The 14,915-nt window shown below is 60.5% G+C and carries 16 protein-coding genes; 3 read left to right on the top strand and 13 right to left on the bottom strand.

Annotated elements, in window-relative coordinates; genetic code table 11:
- Nucleotides 1–2: 2 nt before the first annotated feature.
- The 5 genes from K0O24_RS04390 to K0O24_RS04370 are packed head-to-tail and all read right to left on the bottom strand — an operon-like array spanning nt 3 to nt 4,125.
- Complete coding sequence (locus K0O24_RS04390) at nt 3–527, bottom strand: GNAT family N-acetyltransferase (protein WP_219894619.1); 525 nt, start codon at nt 525–527, stop codon at nt 3–5.
- Nucleotides 524–1,993 carry a Fe-S cluster assembly protein SufB gene (sufB, locus tag K0O24_RS04385; protein WP_219894618.1) on the bottom strand — a complete coding sequence of 490 codons (1,470 nt, stop codon included), beginning with the start codon at nt 1,991–1,993 and terminating at the stop codon, nt 524–526. Before sufB ends, K0O24_RS04390 begins: the two co-directional genes overlap by 4 nt.
- Nucleotides 1,993–2,400, bottom strand: a complete 408-nt coding sequence (locus K0O24_RS04380) for an SUF system Fe-S cluster assembly regulator (RefSeq protein ID WP_219894617.1) — start codon at nt 2,398–2,400, stop codon at nt 1,993–1,995. The genes sufB and K0O24_RS04380 overlap by 1 nt, the downstream gene beginning before the upstream one ends.
- Nucleotides 2,401–2,432: 32 nt before the next feature.
- The gene (locus tag K0O24_RS04375) at nt 2,433–3,260 is read right to left on the bottom strand and encodes a helix-turn-helix domain-containing protein (protein ID WP_219894616.1); all 828 of its coding nucleotides are present in this window, start codon (nt 3,258–3,260) and stop codon (nt 2,433–2,435) included.
- A gap of 22 nt (nt 3,261–3,282) precedes the next feature.
- A complete protein-coding gene (locus tag K0O24_RS04370; protein WP_219894615.1) occupies nt 3,283–4,125 on the bottom strand; it encodes a helix-turn-helix domain-containing protein in 843 nt (280 codons plus the stop codon).
- Between the two features lie 474 nt (nt 4,126–4,599).
- Between K0O24_RS04370 and K0O24_RS04365 the strand changes: the two genes are divergently transcribed.
- Genes K0O24_RS04365 through K0O24_RS04355 form a run of 3 tightly spaced genes read left to right on the top strand, consistent with a single transcriptional unit; the run spans nt 4,600 to nt 9,143 of the window.
- Complete coding sequence (locus K0O24_RS04365; RefSeq protein WP_219894614.1) at nt 4,600–5,634, top strand: quinone-dependent dihydroorotate dehydrogenase; 1,035 nt, start codon at nt 4,600–4,602, stop codon at nt 5,632–5,634.
- A gap of 39 nt (nt 5,635–5,673) precedes the next feature.
- Nucleotides 5,674–7,344, top strand: coding sequence for a gamma-glutamyltransferase (ggt, locus tag K0O24_RS04360; RefSeq protein ID WP_219894613.1), 1,671 nt, complete (start codon nt 5,674–5,676; stop codon nt 7,342–7,344).
- Between the two features lie 2 nt (nt 7,345–7,346).
- The gene (locus K0O24_RS04355; RefSeq protein ID WP_219894612.1) at nt 7,347–9,143 is read left to right on the top strand and encodes an AMP-dependent synthetase/ligase; all 1,797 of its coding nucleotides are present in this window, start codon (nt 7,347–7,349) and stop codon (nt 9,141–9,143) included.
- Here the strand turns inward: K0O24_RS04355 and K0O24_RS04350 are convergent.
- From K0O24_RS04350 to K0O24_RS04315, 8 genes are all read right to left on the bottom strand, one after another.
- A complete protein-coding gene (locus K0O24_RS04350) occupies nt 9,140–9,562 on the bottom strand; it encodes a hypothetical protein (RefSeq protein ID WP_219894611.1) in 423 nt (140 codons plus the stop codon). The genes K0O24_RS04355 and K0O24_RS04350 overlap by 4 nt on opposite strands.
- A 47-nt stretch (nt 9,563–9,609) precedes the next feature.
- Nucleotides 9,610–10,341 (bottom strand): hydroxyacylglutathione hydrolase, encoded by a 732-nt coding sequence (gene gloB / locus K0O24_RS04345; RefSeq protein ID WP_219894610.1) that lies wholly within the window; start codon nt 10,339–10,341, stop codon nt 9,610–9,612.
- Between the two features lies 1 nt (nt 10,342).
- A complete protein-coding gene (locus tag K0O24_RS04340; protein WP_219894609.1) occupies nt 10,343–10,756 on the bottom strand; it encodes a VOC family protein in 414 nt (137 codons plus the stop codon).
- A gap of 18 nt (nt 10,757–10,774) precedes the next feature.
- Nucleotides 10,775–11,518 carry a tetratricopeptide repeat protein gene (locus K0O24_RS04335; RefSeq protein ID WP_219894608.1) on the bottom strand — a complete coding sequence of 248 codons (744 nt, stop codon included), beginning with the start codon at nt 11,516–11,518 and terminating at the stop codon, nt 10,775–10,777.
- Nucleotides 11,515–12,246, bottom strand: a complete 732-nt coding sequence (locus tag K0O24_RS04330; RefSeq protein ID WP_219894607.1) for an alpha/beta fold hydrolase — start codon at nt 12,244–12,246, stop codon at nt 11,515–11,517. Before K0O24_RS04330 ends, K0O24_RS04335 begins: the two co-directional genes overlap by 4 nt.
- Nucleotides 12,234–12,488 (bottom strand): DUF6356 family protein, encoded by a 255-nt coding sequence (locus K0O24_RS04325; protein ID WP_219894606.1) that lies wholly within the window; start codon nt 12,486–12,488, stop codon nt 12,234–12,236. The genes K0O24_RS04330 and K0O24_RS04325 overlap by 13 nt, the downstream gene beginning before the upstream one ends.
- Before the next feature lie 83 nt (nt 12,489–12,571).
- Nucleotides 12,572–13,648, bottom strand: a complete 1,077-nt coding sequence (locus tag K0O24_RS04320) for a M48 family metallopeptidase (protein ID WP_219894605.1) — start codon at nt 13,646–13,648, stop codon at nt 12,572–12,574.
- Between the two features lie 2 nt (nt 13,649–13,650).
- Complete coding sequence (locus K0O24_RS04315; protein WP_219894604.1) at nt 13,651–14,865, bottom strand: YjgN family protein; 1,215 nt, start codon at nt 14,863–14,865, stop codon at nt 13,651–13,653.
- Nucleotides 14,866–14,915 lie beyond the last annotated feature (50 nt).

Raw genomic sequence — 14,915 nt, 5'->3', positions numbered from 1 at the left:
TGTCAGCCGTTCCTGCCGGTCATGAGAGAATATCGTTTGCTGATGCGATCGACCGGCGTTCCGTCCGAAAGCGGCACGGCCTTCGCCACCGAATGATCGCGAAAGCCTTGCCGCGAATAAAAGGCCAGCCCGCCGGCATTGTCCGCGCGGATTGTCGCGTTGATCGCAGTCAGCCCGAGTGCAAGCGCGCGTTCACGGGTGGCGCGAAACAGGGCGGAGCCGACTCCGCTCTGGGTATTGCCGATTCGTGCGAACGTGCCGATGTCGCCGACATCATCGGGCAAATCGGGATAACGGCCCAACGTCTGGAATCCGAGGATTTCCTGACTGGCCGGATTCAGGGCAACAAAACAGCAGAGCACAGCGGGACCCGTCAGATAGGAGTCCGCAAGCCGCTCCGGCGTGAACGGCACTTCAAGGGCAGTCGTGCCACCCTGTGCAATGATCGCGTTGAGCAGCTCGGCAAGCTCGGCCGCATCCTCAGCCCGCACGTCACGGACTTCGACAGTGTCAATGACTGTGCTCATCCGACGCTTCCCTCAAGCGAGATGCCGAGCAGTTTTTGTGCCTCGACCGCAAATTCCATCGGCAATTGCTGGAGCACTTCCTTGGCAAAGCCGTTGACGATCAATGCGACCGCTTCTTCCTGGCCCAGCCCGCGCTGCATGGCGTAGAACAGCTGGTCGTCTGATATCTTGCTGGTCGTTGCTTCGTGCTCGATCTGGGCCGAAGGGTTGCGGACCTCGATATAGGGCACCGTGTGTGCCCCGCACTGGTCACCCAGCAGCAGTGAATCGCACTGGGTGAAGTTGCGCACGCCTTCTGCCATGGGCCCGACACGCACGAGCCCGCGATAGGTGTTGTTCGATCTGCCCGCGCTGATCCCCTTCGACACGATCGTCGAGCGGGAGCCCTTGCCCAGATGGATCATCTTGGTGCCGGTATCGGCCTGCTGGTGATTGTTGGTGACAGCGACCGAATAGAATTCGCCGACGCTGTTCTCGCCGCTCAGCACGCAGCTCGGGTATTTCCAGGTGACGGCGCTCCCCGTTTCAACCTGCGTCCAGCTGACCTTGGACCGCTTGCCCTGGCAAAGCGCGCGCTTGGTCACGAAATTGTAGATGCCGCCCTTGCCGTCCTTGTCGCCGGGATACCAGTTCTGGACGGTCGAATATTTGATCTCGGCATCGTCAAGGGCCACCAGTTCGACGACAGCGGCATGCAACTGGTTCTCGTCGCGCATCGGCGCGGTGCAGCCTTCAAGGTAGGACACATAGGCGCCCTTGTCTGCCACGATCAGCGTGCGTTCGAACTGGCCGGTATTTTCCGCATTGATGCGGAAATAGGTTGAAAGTTCCATCGGGCAGCGGACGCCTTCGGGGATGTAGACAAATGTCCCGTCCGAAAAGACCGCGCAGTTGAGGGCGGCAAAATAATTGTCGTGCATCGGCACGACCTTGCCCAGCCATTTGCGGATGAGTTCGGGATACTCGCGGATTGCTTCGGAAATGGACAGGAAGATGACGCCCGCCCGCTTCAGTTCCTCGCGAAAGGTGGTGGCAACCGAAACGCTGTCGAACACGGCATCGACGGCGACCTTGCGCGCGCCCTCCACTCCGGCGAGGACCTTCTGTTCCTCGATCGGGATGCCAAGCTTTTTGTAGACTTCAAGAATTTCCGGATCGACCTCGTCAAGGCTCGAAAGCTTCGGCTTTGCCTTGGGCGCGGCATAATAATAGGCATCCTGATAATCGATCGGCTCAATGTTGAGCTTTGCCCAGTCAGGCATCTCCATCGTCAGCCAGTGGCGATAAGCCTTCAATCGCCAGTCGAGCATCCATTCGGGCTCATTCTTCTTGGCACTGATGAAGCGGACAATATCCTCGTTCAGGCCTTTGGGCGCGAACTCCTGCTCGATGTCGCTCGAAAAGCCCCATTCATAGGTTTCGAGGTCCTTTGCGACGGCAGCAGCTTCGGCGTTCTTTGTAGCCATTACTGCATCTCCGCCAACACGTTCAGGCTGACGCCGGCCAGCGCACCGCGCACGGCCTGGTTGACCACCGGCCAGTGCGGCTGAACCCGGCACGTGCCTTCCATGCTGCAATCGTGTCGGCCGCTTTCAACGCATGAGGTCATGGCGATCGGCCCTTCAACAGCTTCGATGATGTCGGCAAGCGTGACGGCTGCGGCCGGCCGGGCCAGCTTGAAGCCGCCCCCTGCGCCGCGAACCGAACGGAGCAACCCGGCCGCACTCAATTTGCTGACCAGCTTCTGCACCGTTGGCAACGGAATCCCGGTCTCTTCAGCAAGGCCGGCCGCGTTCGTCCGCGTCCCGCCGCAATGGCGGGCCGTGGCGGACATCATCACCACCGCATAATCGGCAAGACTCGAAAGGCGCATGGCAAGTTAATTAGACCAAATTGGTCTGATTATCAAGTCCAGGGCGCTTCTGCCCGGAAATTGTCCGGATGGAGCGTCATTTGCATGATCGGGTTCGATCGGATCTGCAGCCCTCTGGGAGTCAGCCCCGTGAAGTGTTTGACCTCGCGAGACATGTGGGCGCGATCCGCATAGTCGTCGGATAGTGAATCCGGCACAGGCCCCTTGGTCCCGACCAGCCGGGACGCAGTTCGCAAGGCCCGAAACTTGCGCGCCAGCATTTTCGGCGGTGCCCCGAAATAGCGATTGGAAATCCGCATGACCTGACGCGGAGACAGGTTGCATGCCTCATAAAGCACTTCGGGAGCAGGGATGGGCATGCAGGACAGCCAATCGCCGATCCTGCCAATGATCGCGCGATGATCAGCCGGCACTGGCTTGATCCGGGGCACAAGGAACGCGTCCATCAACTTTCCCATCGCCACAACGTCACGCGCACTCTTCATCCGACGAAACAGGGTGAGCGCCTCTGCCCCGAGCAACGATACCGCATCACATGCATTATTGGCACAGGATTCGGCGGTCGCCGCAACGATCCCGCCCCAGAATTCGGGGAGCAGCACGCAGCCAAAGCTGTCGAGCGGACCCGTCAGGCTGTAGCTTGCCGTGACCGAGGCCGGGCCGAGCAGCATCACAGGACTTTCGGGAACCCGCCGCCCGTCGGGATAGGTATAAAAACCGCGACCGCTGAACATGAGCCGCAAATACCCGACATCGGCGCGTTCAAAATCCTCGATCAGTGGATAATCGAAATAGACACGATAATAGGCCGAGACATACGGTGCGAGCTCCGGCGCAGGAGTGGCGAAATTCAGCTCCATTGCCTTGAGCCTTCAACAATCGTCAGGTTTGCGCGGACAGCGAGGCAATCTGTCCCTTGAGATCCGCCCGGTCGAACGTCCGCGTCGTGAGCCGGGAAACATGATCACGAATAGCGCTGGGGGTAATACCGATGAACTCCTTCAATTCGCGAATGCAATGCGATTGATCGTAAAAGCCCTCACTGATGAAATCCTGCCAGTCGCCTTCGCCCCGGGCAATCAGATTCGCCGTGCGCAGCGCCCGATATTTGCGGACGAGCTGTTTCGGGGGCGATCCATAGATCTGCCGCGCCAGGCGTTCGATCTGACGGCGCGAAAGATTGGTTGCTGTTTCCAGATCTTTGAGATCAGGCGAGAAGCTCGATTCCAGCCAATTGTCGACCGCGCGGATGAACCAGTGCGGCACTTTCACGAGTGCTTCGGTGAAGCGCGCAGAGCGTTCGGTCATGAGTGCGACCATATCCTCCAGCCGCTCCATCTGGGCCATTTTGGTTGCGGTTTCGAGAATGGCGTCGCCGAGGACCGTCGTCGCATCGACAAGCCGGTTTGCATATTTGTCCGCAGCAAGCCCCGTAAATGCGGCCCAGCCTGCCGGAAGCAGGCCGCCTCCGAAAACGCGCGCAGGCCCCCTCACCTTGATGTGGGAAGCCTTGGTGCGCGGTCCCATAAGCGTTACGGGAAAAAAGCTTTGTCGATGCCCGTCTCCGAAGGTCACCTCGCCTTCGCCCGACAGGACAACACGGAATTGCCCGACATCAGCACGCTCAAGATCTTCGAAAACAGATTCGTCAGTCTCAAAAAGATAATAAGCCGACACAAACGCAGCAAGTTCCGCTGGCGGCGGGAGATATTGTAGCTTTATCACCTTGCCCTGACCCGATCTTTTTACGCCGGGAGCACTCCCATCCCTGTTTGCAATGCAGGGTCCGCAAATCCGGCGCTTTGTTTATCTTGGACGACAATTGCACAGGCAGAAGGCAAAAAAAAGTGGCCCGGCACAATATTGCGCCGGGCCTCCAGGATAAGGGCCTCACAAGTGAACACCCTTCGGGTCGCACTATCTTGATAGACGAGATCACATCTAAATGATTGCAAGAATCAGTCGCAATTTGAATGGAATCGACATCGAAGCTGAAAAATTGACAGGTTCAGCTGCAAAAAAAAGCCCGACCAGTTGCCCGGTCAGGCTCTTAGGTAAAGGTTCTCCGAATCACTTCGAGAGCCCCTCGGGTCGCAGTGAAGGGCCTAAGGCGGACGGAGCGTTCGGTATTGGACAGAATCGACACGAAAATTTAACCCTGTTTTGACCGCTCGCACCGGCAGTGTTAGCGCGCAGCCGATGTCGATCTTTGCCCTTGTTCGCCCGCTGGTGTTTGCCCTTGATCCCGAGCGCGCGCATCGCTTGACGGTTTCCGCACTCAAGCTCCTGCCGACGCAGGCTCCGCAATCGGCGGATCCTGCACTCTCTGTCGCTCTGGCCGGCCTCACATTTCCCTCGCCAGTGGGCCTCGCCGCCGGCTTCGACAAGGATGCCGAAGTGCCGGACGCGATGCTCAGCCTTGGCTTCGGCTTTGTTGAAGTTGGAACCTTGACGCCCCTTCCGCAGGCCGGGAACCCGAAGCCAAGGCTTTTCCGGCTGAGCGAGGATCGTGGAGTGATCAACCGGATGGGTTTCAACAACAAGGGTCAGGCAGCGGCACTTGCCCGCTTGGCAGCACGCAGGCGACGCGGCATCGTCGGCGTCAATGTCGGTGCAAACAAGGACGCTATCGACCGCGTGGCCGATTATGCTTCTGGCATCCGGCAGATGGCGCCGGTCGCCGATTATCTGACGATCAACATCAGTTCACCCAACACGCCGGGCTTGCGCGCCCTCCAGAGTGGAGAGGCACTTGGCGAACTGCTGGATGCGGTGACAGAGGCCCGCGCACCGGGCGGACCGCCAGTCTTCCTGAAAGTGGCCCCCGATCTGGAGCCCGCTGAAATCGATGCTGTTGTTAAGACTGCGATGGGCCGGATCGACGCACTGATCATCGGCAACACCACGCTGTCCCGCCCCAAGCTGCGTTCATCCGATGCCGGCGAGGCAGGCGGCCTTTCCGGCGCACCTCTGGCAGCGCTCGCGCTCCGGCGTTTGGGTGACTTTCGCAGCGCCAGCGGTGGTTTGCTTCCGCTCATTGCGGCGGGAGGAATTGAGACGGCGGAGCAGGCCTGGGAGAGGATCAAGGCCGGCGCCTCGCTGGTCCAGCTCTATTCGGCCCTGGTCTATCATGGACCGGGCCTTGCACGGACGATCACCCGCACCCTTCCAACACTCATGGCCCGGGACGGGATCGCGACGATCGCCGATGCGATCGGTTGCGAAGCGCGTTAGGGCTTGCCGTCGCGCCGAAGAGGGCTAGGGTTTCGATCGATGAAAAAATATCTATTGGCCTTGCTGCTGCTCTTTGCTTTTCCGAACGCGCTTTTCGCGAAGGGCGGTGTCGTCACGGCCGCTGACCCCCGTGCCGCCGAGGCAGGCCGCGAAATCCTTCGCAAGGGCGGATCCGCTGCCGATTCGGCCATTGCAATGATGCTCGCATTGAGCGTGGTCGAACCGCAGTCCTCCGGCATTGGTGGAGGCGGCTTCATGATCCACAATGACGGCCGGACAAACGATGTTGCAACTATCGATGGCCGGGAAACTGCGCCCTCTTCAGCAAGTCCGCGCCTGTTCCTTGATGCATCAGGCAAGCCGATGCCCTTCATCGATGCCGTTGCTGGCGGACGTTCGGTTGGCGTGCCGGGAAATATTGCCCTTGCAGCACGAGCGTCCGCGCGTTGGGGCAAGTTGCGATGGTCTGCCCTGTTCCAGCCCGCAATCCGCCTTGCAGAGAACGGGTATCAGGTCACCCCGAGGCTCGCTGAAGCCTTGTCGAGGCTGAAGCCCTTGTGGTCCGACTTCCCGGCGGCCCAGGCGATCTACTGGCAGGATGGGCGGCCCAAGCAGGTCGGAGACACGGTCAAAAATCCAGCATTGGCGGCACTTCTCCGCAAGGTTGCCGCCAAGGGACCAAAGGCCTTTTACGCCGGGGAGAATGCAGCGGCCATCATTGCAGCGGCGGGCAAATCGAAGCGCAATCCCACCGTTATAACCCGCAGGGATATTGCCGCCTACCGGGCGATCGACCGTGCAGCCATTTGCACCACTTACCGCCAATACCGACTGTGTGGCATGGGCCCGCCCTCTTCAGGCGCCACGACTGTGTTCCAGATCCTCAGGATGCTCGAACGGTTCGACCTCAAGGCACTCGGAAAGGATAATCCGCAAAGCTGGCACTTGATCGCCGAAGCCATGCGATTGGGCTATGCCGATCGCGAAAAATATCTCGGCGATCCGGGCTTCGTTGCGGTCCCCGTGGCCGGATTGCTCGACAAGACCTATATCGCGAGCCGCTCTGCGCTCATTTCTCCTGATCGCTCGCTTGGCAACTATGACGCCGGGATACCCCCGGGCGCTGAGCCCAGAACCGCGGCTCTGTCGAGCGAAGTTGCAGGCACCACCCATTTTGTCGCAGTCGACGGCAACGGTGACATTGCGAGCATGACGTCAACCGTCGAGGGTCCTTTCGGCAGCCAGTTGATTGCCAACGGTTATGTCCTCAACAATGAATTGACCGATTTTACGTTCGCCCCGGAAAAGGATGGAGCGCCTGTCGCCAACCGGGTCGAACCCGGAAAGCGCCCGCTATCATCCATGTCTCCAACCATTGTCTATGGCCCCGATGGCAAGCCGGTTTTCGCGGTGGGCGCGGCCGGCGGCAAGACGATCATCATGCAAGTCGCGAAGACCCTGATCGCACATCTTGACTGGGGCCTTTCAGCGCAGGACGCGATCGCTGCTCCGAACATCTACTTTGCCGGAGATGCCGTCCTGGTCGAGCCGGGCACGGCGCTTGCGGCCATGCAAAGCCAGCTTGCAGGATTTGGCCATGCGGTTGTCACAGGACGCATGTCGAGCAAGGCGAATGCCGCCGAGCGGACAGCCACAGGGTGGCAGGGGGCAGCCGACCCCCGCAGCGAGGGGGTCGCACTGGGGGAATGAGCATGAGGCAATTCGAAGAGTTTCCCAATCTAGTCACGATGTTCTTCCGGAGGGCGGAAGCAAAGGGCAATGCGCCCTTTCTTTGGCACAAATCGGAAGGCCGCTGGCAATCGCTCAGCTGGGCTGATGCCGCACGGCAAGTGACATCGCTTGCCGTTTCGCTTGCGGATATGGGTCTGAAGCGCGGCGACCGGGTGATGCTCGTTTCGGAAAACCGACCCGAATGGTGCATCGCGGATCTCGGCATCATGGCAGCGGGTTGCATCACTGTGCCGACGTACACGACCAATGGCGAGCGCGATCACCAACATATCATTGAGGATTCCGGCGCATCCGCGATTATCGTATCGACCCAGAAGCTTGCGGCAGCTGTCATGCCTGCAGCAATACGGGCGACAAATGCGCAACATATTATCGGGATCGAGCCCTTGCGTGTCGGGCAGACGAGTGGCGTCAAGGCCCATGACTGGTCCGATCTTGTCAGCAAGTCCGACGTCGATGTGGCCGCCTGTGCCGCGAACGCCGAAGCCGAATTCAAACGCGAAGACCTGGCCTGCATCATCTACACCAGCGGGACTGGCGGTGCACCGCGCGGCGTGCAGCAACATCACGGCGCGATCCTTCTCAACGTTGCCGGATGTGTCGACATCATCGCGAACGACTTTGGCTGGGGCGATGAGGTTTTCCTGTCCTTCCTTCCGCTCAGCCATGCCTATGAACATTCCGGGGGACAGTTCCTGCCGATCGGCCTTGGCGGACAGATCTACTATGCCGAGGGGCTCGAGAAGCTGGCTGCCAATATCGAGGAAGTCCGCCCGACGATCATGGTCGTCGTGCCACGCTTGTTCGAAGTGTTGCGCGCACGGATGCTCAAGACTGTCGAGAAACAAGGCAAGTTCGCGCAAGCCCTGCTCCGCAGAGCCCTCAACCTGGGCGAAAAGGACATGAAGGGGGGCGTCCCGATTTGGGACAAACCGATGAACCTGTTTATCGACAAGACGCTGCGTCCCAAGATCCAGCAGCGCTTTGGCGGCCGGATGAAGGCATTGGTGTCTGGTGGCGCACCGCTCAATCCGGACGTCGGCATCTTTTTCCACAGCGTCGGGCTGACCTTGCTCCAAGGCTATGGCCAAACGGAAGCGGGGCCGGTCATTTCATGCAACCGGCCGGCCGTTGGACTCAAGATGGATACGGTCGGTCCGCCGATGAAGGGTGTCGAGGTGAAGATCGCGCCGGATGGGGAGATTCTGGTCCGCGGCGAGCTCGTGATGCACGGCTATTGGCGCAACGAGGCCGAAACGGCACGCGTATTAAAGGATGGCTGGCTTCACACAGGAGATATCGGCGAGTTTGACGAAAAGGGCCGCATTCGGATCACCGATCGCAAGAAGGACATTATCGTCAACGACAAGGGTGAGAATATCTCGCCACAAAAGATCGAAGGGATGCTCACGCTTCAGCCCGAAATCATCCAGGCGATGGTCAGTGGTGACAAGCGGCCCCATCTCGTTGCGCTTGTCGTCCCGGATCCTGAATGGGCCGCAGAATGGGCCGTGGCCAACGACATCAAATATGATCTCAAGGCGCTTTCCGACCTGCCGGCATTCCGCTCCGCCGTGATGGAGGCCGTCGACCGCGTAAATCGCCAGCTCACGCTGACCGAAAAGGTCCGCAACATCACATTGACGCCCGACGGTTTCACCATCGACAATGAAATGCTCACACCGTCGCTCAAGATCCGCCGGCACATGATCCGGCAGGTCTATGGTGAACAGATCGACGCGTTGTATCGCAGTTAGGACCCAGCGGTGTAGGGGACAAAGTCTCCCATGGCGCAACTGCCGCCGGTAAAGCCGGCGACAAGGTCCGCGCTTTCCGCAATGTCGCCGCGGCACAATTGGGTGCCGCCGAAAATGCGGGTGATCAGCGCGCGATCCCGACCGATGCCAGAACAGGTGCCGCGCGTGTCATTGCGATAGACGAGCTTGCGGGAGACCCGGAAGATCAAGGTGCCTTTGCCGTTCTCGAAACTTTGTGTCCCATTGGCATCGCGCAATCGGATGCAGTCTTGTGGCTTTCCGGGCGTCAAGCCGGCCAGAGCCTTTTGAAGCCGTGCCTCTTCGCTGGCATAGCGGGCTTCACGAGAGGCCGAAGAGGCAGAAACGCCACTGCACAGCAAAAGGCTGGCAAGCGGAAAAATGAACATGGTCTTGCGCATGGCTATACTCCTTCCAACACGCCCCCAAGTCCAAAACTTTAGCAGATTCAGCCGCGAAATCCATCCTTTGCCGCGCGGCGTTCGGCCAACTGCGCGACCGAACCCGCCCGCATGAACGGGTTGGTTTCACGCTCAAGCCCGATCGTCGTCGGCACCGTTGCTTCACCGCGCGCCCGCGCCGCATCGACCGCCGTCATGCGCGTCACAAGGGCTATATTGTCCGGCTCCGCCACCAGCGCATAGCGGCCGTTAGACTGGGTATATTCATGCGCGCAATAAACCTGCGTTTCGGGCGGAAGGGCGCCGAGTCTGGCCATATTGTCAAACATCTGCTCCGCTGTCCCTTCGAACAGGCGACCGCACCCCATTGGAAACAGCGTGTCGCCCACGAAGACGGCCCGTTCAGCGGCGAAGTGAAAGGCAATATGGCCTGCTGTATGCGCAGGCACGGCCATCACGACTGCAGTGCAGCTGCCCAGCCTGACCTCGTCCCCTCCAGTCACCTGCACATCAAGCGTTGGAATGCGCTCGAACTCTGCGGCCGGGCCCGTAATGACGCACCCCGTTGCTGCCTTGATGGCTTCATTGCCGCCAGTGTGATCGGGATGCCAGTGCGTATTCCAGATTTGCGTGATCCGCCATCCGCGGCTTTCCGCTTCGGAGAGCACCGGGTCCGCAACTGCGGGATCGACAACCATCGTCTCGCCCGAATCCGGCTCGTGGACCAGCCAGACATAATTGTCCGAGAGAACGGGGATGCGCACAATCTCGAGAGCCATCCTACCAATGCCCCGTGTTCGGCATGGATGCCCAGGGCTCCTGCGGCGGCAGGCTCCCATCCTGCAGCAGTTCGATCGAGATATTGTCGGGCGTACGCACGAAAGCCATGTGACCGTCGCGCGGCGGGCGGTTGATCGTCACGCCGGCATCCATCAGCCGCTGGCAGGTCTCGTAAATATTGTCGACGCGATAGGCGAGATGCCCGAAATTGCGGCCTTCGCCATAACCCGCTTCGTCCCAGTTGTGCGTCAATTCGACCTGAGCCGATTCGTCCCCTGGGGCGGCGAGGAAGATCAGGGTGAAACGTCCTTGCTCGCTGTCGTAACGACCCACTTCCTTCAAACCGAGCAATTCGAAAAAGGCCAGGGTGGCGGCGGGGTCACTGACCCGGATCATGGTGTGCAGATATTTCATGGCCGCAGTGTTAGCGCATTATTTCGGCTCGCCCAAGCGTTTGAGTGCATCGGCAGCCGCCACGCCGGCAGGACTGTCTGGCGATGCCTTGACCGCAGCCGTCCAGGCCGTCCGCGCGGCCGCTTCGGCGCCAGACAGGATAGCGATGTTTCCGGCTTCGAGTGCAACCGCGGCGTCGTCGGGGGCGCGCTTCATGGCTTCGCCGATATCAGCCTGCGCTCTAGCAAGATCACCCGTGCGGCGCGCCAGTGTTGCGGACAGGAGCCAGGCGAGCGGATCTGCCGGCACCAGCTTCAGAGCCATGTCGAGGTCGACACGCGCAGTCACGGTGTCGCCTGTCGCTGCATGCGCACGGGCTCGATCGAGATGGGCTTCGCCGGCCTCGGCACCTGTCAGGGCCCCGCCCGCGAGCGCTGCATCCAGATACTGGCCTGCCTTGACCATGTCGCCGCCTGCGAGCGCCGCATTGCCGGCCTGCACCCAAAGTCGTGCGGCGCGCGCATCGCCATGCCGTTCGGCGTCCTCGGCAGCCTGCTGGAATGCAGTGGCCGCCGGAAGCCATCGCTTGAGGCTTGCATAGGCCAGGCCTGCGCATTGCCGAGCGAGAACGCCGCCGCCCTGGACTTGCCAGGTTCCCGCCGCCTCAAGGGCCTGAACAGCGTCCTTTTCCGTCAGCGCCACGCAAGAGGCAAAGCGCGCTTCATCAGCACTGGAAGCGGGTCCGGCAATGGCGGCTTCTGCGGCAAGGTAAAGGAGGATCACAGGTGCTCCAGCAAAGTCTCGGTCGTTCGCAGGAGCAGGGCGATGTCCTGCTCGCGCGACAGGCGGTGGTCACCATCCTTGACAAGCACAACCTGCACATCGTCTGAACGCAGCAATGACGCGAGGTGCGTACTATAGTGCCACGGCACGTCGCGATCGCGCTGCCCGTGCAGGAGCCGCACAGGGCAATCGATCGCAATCGGCCCATGCAACAGTCGGTGCGCTTCTCCGGATTGCCAGAATGCCTTGGTGACCACAGTTGGTTCGGGCCCATAGGGAGAGGCTTGCTCAAGCCGGCCGCTTGAGAGAATTTCAAGCTTCTGTTCCTGGGTGTAGCCCCAGTCGGTAAAGTCCGGCGCCGCTGCAATTCCGATCAATCCGACGACCCGTTCCGGCCTGGCAAGCGCTGCCAGCAGCATCAGCCAGCCGCCCATCGACGATCCGACGAGCACGACCGGACCCTCAATGAGCGTATCGATCAGCAGCAGGGCATCGGCGAGCCAGCCTGCCAGCGTCTGGTCTTCGAACCGGCCTTCGCTGGCCCCGCAGCCGCCATAGTCGAAACGAAGATACGCGTGGCCGTTGCGCGCAGCCCAGGCGTCGAGCGCAACGGCTTTTCCGCCCGTCATGTCGGACATGTACCCTGAGAGGAAAACGACCGTCGGGCCCTTGCCCTCTTGCCGCGAATAGGCGAGCCTCACGCCGTCGGCGCGCGTCAAATTATCCATTCAACAGACAGCATCTCGACCGTTGCATTGCGCTTCGCTCCGCGCTTTTCGACCATCAGCGTATTGAGGCGGCGAATCGTGTCGCTGCCGCTCGTCACGCAGAGTGCCGGAATGAAAGCATGAACCAGCGCGCCCAATCCGCCCCGGATCATGGTCAGGCCAAAGCTTGCCGCCACGCGGAAATGCTCAAAAAAGCCTTCTTCAACTTCGGCGGGGTGATCCAGAAAAATCCTGCGAAACATCGGGCGCTGCTCCTGACGATTATGAGATTGCTCCCCCATAGCGGCATTGCCGTGCCTTGCGAAGCCGGGTTCTATGCCAAGACTCAGAAGAACAGACTGTCATCTGCCGGAACCTTCGGATCGTCGTGGCAAATGTCGGAAAGTGCTGCCCACTGGTCCGCATCGATCACGGGCGCATAGGTTGTGCCTGCCTGCCTGCTTTGGCGAAACGCCCGTTCACGGGACTGTGACAGCGGATGCGAAGACACATAGCCGAGCGCAGCCGCCGCTTCACCCAGCTTTGCTTCCTGCGCCGACATGCGGGCAAAGAAGGCGGCCGTGTCATCCGGGGAAATCCGGGCCAGCTTCAACTGCTGGATGGCATAATCATCCGCCGCACTTTCCGCCTCGCGCGAATAGGATGCAGCAAGCATTGCATTGAGATAGCCCCCGCCATTACCTCCAAAACCGCCCAGCAAGACGCTGAGACCGGCCTGTCGCATGAGTGCCTGAACCACATGGCGCTTGCGCACATGGCCGATTTCATGCCCGAGCACGCCAGCGATCTCATCCGGCGACTTCGCTTCCTGCAGGAGCCCGCGAAACAGCACGATGTTGCCGCCGGGCAAGGCGACGGCATTGACCATGCCGATATTGGCGACATGGACGCGCACTGCAGGCTTGCCCTGATCGATCTTGCGAACGAGCGCATCAAGCGCCGCCTGCCCGCCCGGTCCATTGCAGAAGCGGCCCCCGAAATCGCCGACCATTGCATCGCCCATCCGCTTTTCCCATGCGAACGGGATATTGGGCGCGAGCCAATCCGGCGCCTTGAAGACAGCAAAGGCAAAGAGCGCCGAAACGGCAAGAAACACTCCGGAGGCTCGCCAGAAGCCGAGCCGGTCAACCCATCGGCCATAGCGGGCAGGCTCGGGCAGTTGGCTGCGAATCGCGTCCGGCACGCCACTGGCAAAGCAGATGCGCCAACCAGCCCTGTCTTTCAGCCCGTAGACCGGCCCATCCGGGCTGTCGTCCCTGCGGACAAGATCGCTCCAGCGATAAGTGCCATTGTCGACACCGTCTCCGATCAGAACAAATCCGTCCACCTCCGTCCGGAGGTCGACCTTGTGCCGGATCGCCGTCTTTCCGTCATAATGCCAGAGGCCCGAAACATCAGTCACGCTTAGAAGCCACCCATGTCCAATGCGTCGAGCAGCCCTTCGCCCTGGCGCGGTTCCGGTGTGCTGGACTGGGTCAGCGTGACAAGATCGATCTCGCCGCCTGCTTCAAGATGGCGGATGAAGAAGTGCCAGTTGCGGTAACGGACGAATCCCCCGACCAGCCCCAGTGGTATCGCGACGATCAGGGCAATGATCGCAAAGGTCGCGATTGGCGGATGTGCCATGGCCTGCGGGTCCTTTGGGAGCACAGCAATGCCGAGCATTGATGCCACAATGAGTGCCAGCGCAAACACGAGGACGTAGAGCCCGATGTTGCCCAGCATCAGCAGGAGCCAGTCCTTGGTGCGCGCAGAGAAATGGAAATTCAGCGTCGACAGACTCAATGTCCCGATCATCTCGCGGAAGAACGCGGCATAATAAGCCAGGGCCAAGAGGGGCAGCACGATATAGAGCGACCCAAGAACAAGCACGACTGCAACAGCGCCGCCCGCAATACCGCCGGAACTGCCGCCGGATGCGGCCCCGGCGATTGCAGCCGCAATCCCGGCGATCAGTGCCACGATCGGCGCAAGATAGCACAGCAGGAAGCGCCGCATCAGGCCGCCCCATTCGGGGCCGGATTCGAAATTGTGTGGCCCGAAGCTCATCCGGTTCCAGCGTTCGCTCCACAGGCTCGTCATCGACCAGGGAATGAGCAGCCCGAGCGCAAAGGATCCGACGATCGTTTTCCAGGTATAGGACCAGCCATAGCCAAAGCCCGGATCGTCGCTGCCGCCCCGGATTCCGTGCCAGTGCGTCCGGCTGAGCCGATAGCGAAGACCCCGGAATATGGCGAGCCCGGCCACATAGAAGAAGACGAGATAGACCGAGAGGGCGAGGACGCCTGCAAAGGCCGCATGACCGCGCAGGATCAACGCCTGCGCCACGAACTGGAGCAGGAAAAGCGGCACGAAGAGGATCGCAATGACCAGCAGGAAGCCCAGGAACAATTCCTTGCCCGTGCCTGTCCATTCAAGCCGGTCGTCGATGAACCGTGTCTTGCTCCAGAGATAGCGCCGTTCGCGTGCGATGCCCCAAAAACGATAGAACCCCAAAGTCACGATCGAGAGCATCAGGTTCGTGAACAGGATCGGCGCCAGCTCCCGCCAGTCGCCATCAAATGAAAATGCCGTTTCTTCTTCCGTTCCGATCCCCATGTTGGCCCCTTTCACTGTCACCCCAGAGGCTTTCAGTTCTGGACCGAAAGGTCAATGCAGGCCGATGCAAT

The sequence above is a fragment of the Aquisediminimonas profunda genome, from assembly GCF_019443285.1.
Lineage (GTDB): Bacteria > Pseudomonadota > Alphaproteobacteria > Sphingomonadales > Sphingomonadaceae > Aquisediminimonas > Aquisediminimonas profunda.
This window is presented reverse-complemented; position numbering and strand designations above follow the sequence as displayed.

Bases quoted from the DNA above. Each gene is read 5' to 3' on its own strand.
- K0O24_RS04390 (WP_219894619.1), bottom strand. From the start codon at position 527: ATGAGCACAGTCATTGACACTGTCGAAGTCCGTGACGTGCGGGCTGAG.
- sufB (WP_219894618.1), bottom strand. From the start codon at position 1,993: ATGGCTACAAAGAACGCCGAAGCTGCTGCCGTCGCAAAGGACCTCGAA.
- K0O24_RS04380 (WP_219894617.1), bottom strand. From the start codon at position 2,400: ATGCGCCTTTCGAGTCTTGCCGATTATGCGGTGGTGATGATGTCCGCC.
- K0O24_RS04375 (WP_219894616.1), bottom strand. From the start codon at position 3,260: ATGGAGCTGAATTTCGCCACTCCTGCGCCGGAGCTCGCACCGTATGTC.
- K0O24_RS04365 (WP_219894614.1), top strand. From the start codon at position 4,600: ATGTCGATCTTTGCCCTTGTTCGCCCGCTGGTGTTTGCCCTTGATCCC.
- ggt (WP_219894613.1), top strand. From the start codon at position 5,674: ATGAAAAAATATCTATTGGCCTTGCTGCTGCTCTTTGCTTTTCCGAAC.
- K0O24_RS04355 (WP_219894612.1), top strand. From the start codon at position 7,347: ATGAGGCAATTCGAAGAGTTTCCCAATCTAGTCACGATGTTCTTCCGG.
- K0O24_RS04350 (WP_219894611.1), bottom strand. From the start codon at position 9,562: ATGCGCAAGACCATGTTCATTTTTCCGCTTGCCAGCCTTTTGCTGTGC.
- gloB (WP_219894610.1), bottom strand. From the start codon at position 10,341: ATGGCTCTCGAGATTGTGCGCATCCCCGTTCTCTCGGACAATTATGTC.
- K0O24_RS04340 (WP_219894609.1), bottom strand. From the start codon at position 10,756: ATGAAATATCTGCACACCATGATCCGGGTCAGTGACCCCGCCGCCACC.
- K0O24_RS04330 (WP_219894607.1), bottom strand. From the start codon at position 12,246: ATGGATAATTTGACGCGCGCCGACGGCGTGAGGCTCGCCTATTCGCGG.
- K0O24_RS04325 (WP_219894606.1), bottom strand. From the start codon at position 12,488: ATGTTTCGCAGGATTTTTCTGGATCACCCCGCCGAAGTTGAAGAAGGC.